Genomic DNA, 4,124 nt, shown 5'->3' on the forward strand with positions numbered 1-4,124 from the left:
ACATATGACCAGAATACTGAGCGACAGCGAAGGATCTTGGTAAGAAGAGTAAGTGAGACAGATGGTATTAAATACCGGTCGGCGGGGCGGCATTTTCCCGAAGGAGCCTGCGCCTCCGGTGCAGAGGGGGAATAGCCCTGCAGGCGATGAGTATAAAGTGCCGCCTATCGGCGGCAGGTGGTGGGCCTTTGAAATTATGGAAGGTGCCGGTATGATAAAACCTTTACAACCGCCCTGTCGGGCGTGGGAAAAGCGTTCCCCCTTTGGTGGCTGGCGCCACCACCTTTCCCCCGCAATCGGTGGGACTATTGAAGGGGAGACCTATTTTTTATCCGGAGCACCTCGTGCCCCCAAGCCCCTTGAGCGAAGCGAACACAACCCACGGCGCAGCCCTGCCCCTTTGCGCCCTTCAGGCACAGCCCTCTGAGCTTTTTATTTCAAGAATCTATGTTCTCCATATCTATCCTTTACGAATTGTGTTATAGTGGTACATATTGAATCTATTCAGATAGATATTGCATAAAGAAAGGCGGAGTTCCATGAATATTATTGATGAACTGAAATGGCGTGGCGCTGTCAATCAGCAGACAGACGAGGAAGGATTGTACAAGCTGGTAGGGGAGAAGTCCATTTCCCTCTATTGCGGCATTGATCCTACCGGAGACAGCATGCATATCGGTCATCTGATTCCTTTCATGATCCTGAAGCGTTTCCAGCTGGCCGGCCATCATCCGGTCATCGTCATCGGCGGCGGCACCGGCTCCATCGGCGATCCTTCCGGCCGTAAGACGGAAAGGGTGCTCCAGTCCCAGGAGACCATCCGGCACAATGCGGAATGCCTCACTGCCCAGATGAAGAAGCTTTTCGGAGAAGACGGATTCACCATGGTGAATAACTATGACTGGCTGTCCAAGATTTCCCTGCTGGAATTCCTTCGCGATTACGGCAAGCTTTTCAATATCAATACCATGCTGGCTAAAGAAGTGGTAGCTTCCCGTCTGGATACAGGGATTTCCTTTACGGAATTTTCCTACCAGATTCTCCAGTCCATCGATTTCAAAATGCTCTACGACAAGTACGACGTACAGCTTCAGATCGGCGGCGCCGACCAGTGGGGCAACATCACCAACGGCGTAGAACTCCTTCGCAAGACGGAAGATGTGCATGATGCCTACGGCCTCACCATCCCCCTCATGCTGAAGGCAGACGGCACCAAGTTCGGCAAGACCGCCGGCGGTGCGGTATGGCTGGATCCAAAGAAGACGTCACCCTATGAATTCTATCAGTTCTGGTTCAACCAGGATGACCGGGATGTGGTGAAGTACCTGAAATATTTCACCTTCCTCTCCCATGAGGAAATCGATGCACTGGAAAAAGAAGTGGCAGAACATCCGGAACATAGAAGCGCTCAGCGGAAGCTGGCTGAAGAAGTGACCCGCTTCGTTCACGGCGAAGAAGGACTGGCCCAGGCAGAAAAGGTGACCCAGGCTCTCTTCTCCGGCAACATCCAGGAGCTCTCGGGCGATGAAATCGAAGGAGCTTTCCGCAACACCAAGGGCGGCGAAGTCCATGAAGCACCGATTAATATCGTGGAAGCTCTGGTGCAGGGCGGCGTGGAAAAATCCAAGCGCCAGGCAAGGGAAGATGTGAAGAACGGCGCCATCCGGGTGAACGGTGAACAGATTCGTGACATTGAAGCCTCTGTATCTGCCCATCCCAATACCAATGGCAAATTCATTATTATCAGAAAAGGCAAAAAGAATTACTTCTCCATCGAAGTGAAATAAAATGCCGGTCAAAAGCTCTCCTCCGGGAGGGCTTTTTATTTTTGGGAGCATCATAATTTTATTGTGCTGCTGCCAGCTCTAAACCCGCCGAACCTTTCATACCTGACGGGCACAGAACTCTTTGAACTAGTCCTGTCATGTGATATACTGTAATGTATTGAAGTTTCTATATTTGAAAAGGAGAGAAATATGAAATTTTCGTTTAACCACAACAATTTCAACGTGCTCGATTTGAAGAAGAGTATCGCTTTTTATGAAGAAGCCCTGGGACTCAAGGTAACAGGTGAGTACAAGGCTCCGGACGGCTCCTTTATTCTGGCTTACCTGGGGGATGGCGCAACGAAGCACCGGCTGGAACTGACCTGGCTTCGGGACCGGAAGGAACCCTACAATCTGGGGGATAATGAATTCCATCTGGCTTTTGATGTGGATGACATGAAGGCGGCTCACGAAAAGCATAAGGCCATGGGATGCATCTGCTTTGAAAATCCGGCCATGGGCATTTATTTCATTAATGACCCCGATGGATACTGGATTGAAATTATTCCGGAGGATATGTGATGGACCCTATTTTTGTACGTACCGCCCGCATTATCGGTGAAAAGGGCGTTGATTTTCTTTCCACAAAGACTGTGGCCGTTTTCGGCATCGGCGGCGTCGGTTCCTATGCGGCAGAAGCACTGGTCCGCGCCGGCGTGGGCCATCTGATTTTTATTGATAAGGATGCAGTGGAGGATTCCAACCTGAACCGCCAGCTGGTGGCTGACCGGACGACCATCGGCCGCAATAAGGCGGATGTGATGGTGGAGCGGGCCCACCGGGTGAATCCGGCCTGCGACGCAAAGGCCATGGCGGTGTACTATCGCCCCGGCGATGAAGATTTCATCAAGAATCTTCATGCTGATTTCATTATCGATGCCATTGATGATGTGCCGGCGAAGGTATCCATTGCGGAAATCTGCTATAAGCTGAAGATTCCGGAAATTTCATCCATGGGTACAGGCAACCGGCTCCGCCCGGAAATGCTGCAGATTGCAGATATTAATAAGACCTCCGTGTGCCATCTGGCAAGGAAGATGCGGCGGGAGCTGAAGGATCGCCGGGTGCGCCATCTGATGGTGGTGTATTCCAAGGAACTGCCCCATAAGCCCATAGGCGAAGGCCATGCACCGGGGTCCACTTCCTTCGTGCCGCCGGTGTCGGGCATGATGATGGCAGGCTATGTGATTAGAAATCTTTTGAAAGAAGTAAACATTACCTGAGGAAGCACCGATACATGCATGGGCTGCTTTCCTATGGCTTGTATGGACTGCAGGAAGCAAAGAGTGCGCTGTTTCGTGGCGCTTCCCTGAGAAAGGAAAACAATATGGTTGAAATCCGTCATCCCGATTGGGTGACTATTCAGGAAAATGGAAAAGACGTGCTGGGGTACAACCAGGAATGGTATCCGGAAAAAAGGCAGAAGCTGGCAGGCTGCGGCCCTACGGCAGGCAGCATGATGGCCGCCTATATCGAGCGGAAGCAGTGGGGGCAGAAGGTGGAAACAAGGGAAGAGGCCCTTGCCATTATGCTGGATATATGGAAATACGCCACGCCCCGCATGCATGGTCTCTACAAGACCCGCTGGCTGAAGGAAGGCCTTTCCGCCTACATGAAGGAGAGAGGGCTTAAAGGAAATGTGGAAGCCCTGCCCATTCCCTCCATCCGTCTCCTGGCACCTAAGCTTCCCAAGGTGGCAGCCTTCATCCGGGAAGGGCTCAAAGCAGACTGCCTCATCGGTTTCCTGAACCTTCACAGCGGCGGCGAGCCTATTCCCTACCACTGGCACTGGATGCCCCTGGTGAAAATGGAAGAAAGGGACGATGGCATTTACTGCACCCTCTGGGATGAGGGGACAGCCCATGTGTTCAATCTGGGGAACTGGCTGAAACACACCAAATTCGGCGGCGGATTTGTAAGAATCATGAATTCCTGAAAGAAAAGGGACTGTGAAGAAATGATGGAGCTCCGGTTAGACGGGTAGACAATGGGTTAGTTTACAAGGCACGAATTGACAAGTACTCTGCCCCGCACCCCCCCGTCATTTCGACCAAAGCGAAGCGGAGTGGAGAAATCTTACTCCGAAGTGAGGAGGCCCATGGCGGCAGGAGATCTCTCGACTCAGCGTTTCAATAGAGATGAGTATCTATCACTTATAACGGCAGGCAGTATATCATCATATGGCTGCAATAAAAAGGGACTGTGAAGAAATGATTCCCATTTTTTCACAGCCCTTTTTTGATGACAGCTGGTCCCTTCCTTAAAGGGCACATTTCCCTTAGTGTAAAATTTTACTCG

4 protein-coding genes are annotated in these 4,124 nt (G+C 51.4%); all 4 read left to right on the forward strand.

Annotated features, from left to right (window positions below):
• The first annotated feature begins 539 nt into the window (after positions 1 to 539).
• Positions 540 to 1,787 (forward strand): tyrosine--tRNA ligase, encoded by a 1,248-nt coding sequence (tyrS, locus tag B2Y11_RS03965; RefSeq protein ID WP_291056489.1) that lies wholly within the window; start codon positions 540 to 542, stop codon positions 1,785 to 1,787.
• A gap of 189 nt (positions 1,788 to 1,976) precedes the next feature.
• Positions 1,977 to 2,348: a VOC family protein gene (locus B2Y11_RS03970; RefSeq protein ID WP_008860438.1), complete on the forward strand. Its 372-nt coding sequence runs from the start codon at positions 1,977 to 1,979 to the stop codon at positions 2,346 to 2,348.
• The gene (locus B2Y11_RS03975) at positions 2,348 to 3,049 is read left to right on the forward strand and encodes a tRNA threonylcarbamoyladenosine dehydratase (RefSeq protein WP_291056492.1); all 702 of its coding nucleotides are present in this window, start codon (positions 2,348 to 2,350) and stop codon (positions 3,047 to 3,049) included. The genes B2Y11_RS03970 and B2Y11_RS03975 overlap by 1 nt, the downstream gene beginning before the upstream one ends.
• Positions 3,050 to 3,153: 104 nt before the next feature.
• The gene (locus B2Y11_RS03980) at positions 3,154 to 3,762 is read left to right on the forward strand and encodes a hypothetical protein (RefSeq protein WP_291056493.1); all 609 of its coding nucleotides are present in this window, start codon (positions 3,154 to 3,156) and stop codon (positions 3,760 to 3,762) included.
• Positions 3,763 to 4,124 lie beyond the last annotated feature (362 nt).

The sequence above is a fragment of the Dialister sp. UBA1703 genome (assembly GCA_002320515.1).
Lineage (GTDB): Bacteria > Bacillota > Negativicutes > Veillonellales > Dialisteraceae > Dialister.

Coding starts and splice junctions, on each gene's coding strand:
- tyrS (WP_291056489.1), top strand. CDS start 540: ATGAATATTATTGATGAACTGAAATGGCGTGGCGCTGTCAATCAGCAG.
- B2Y11_RS03970 (WP_008860438.1), top strand. CDS start 1,977: ATGAAATTTTCGTTTAACCACAACAATTTCAACGTGCTCGATTTGAAG.
- B2Y11_RS03975 (WP_291056492.1), top strand. CDS start 2,348: ATGGACCCTATTTTTGTACGTACCGCCCGCATTATCGGTGAAAAGGGC.
- B2Y11_RS03980 (WP_291056493.1), top strand. CDS start 3,154: ATGGTTGAAATCCGTCATCCCGATTGGGTGACTATTCAGGAAAATGGA.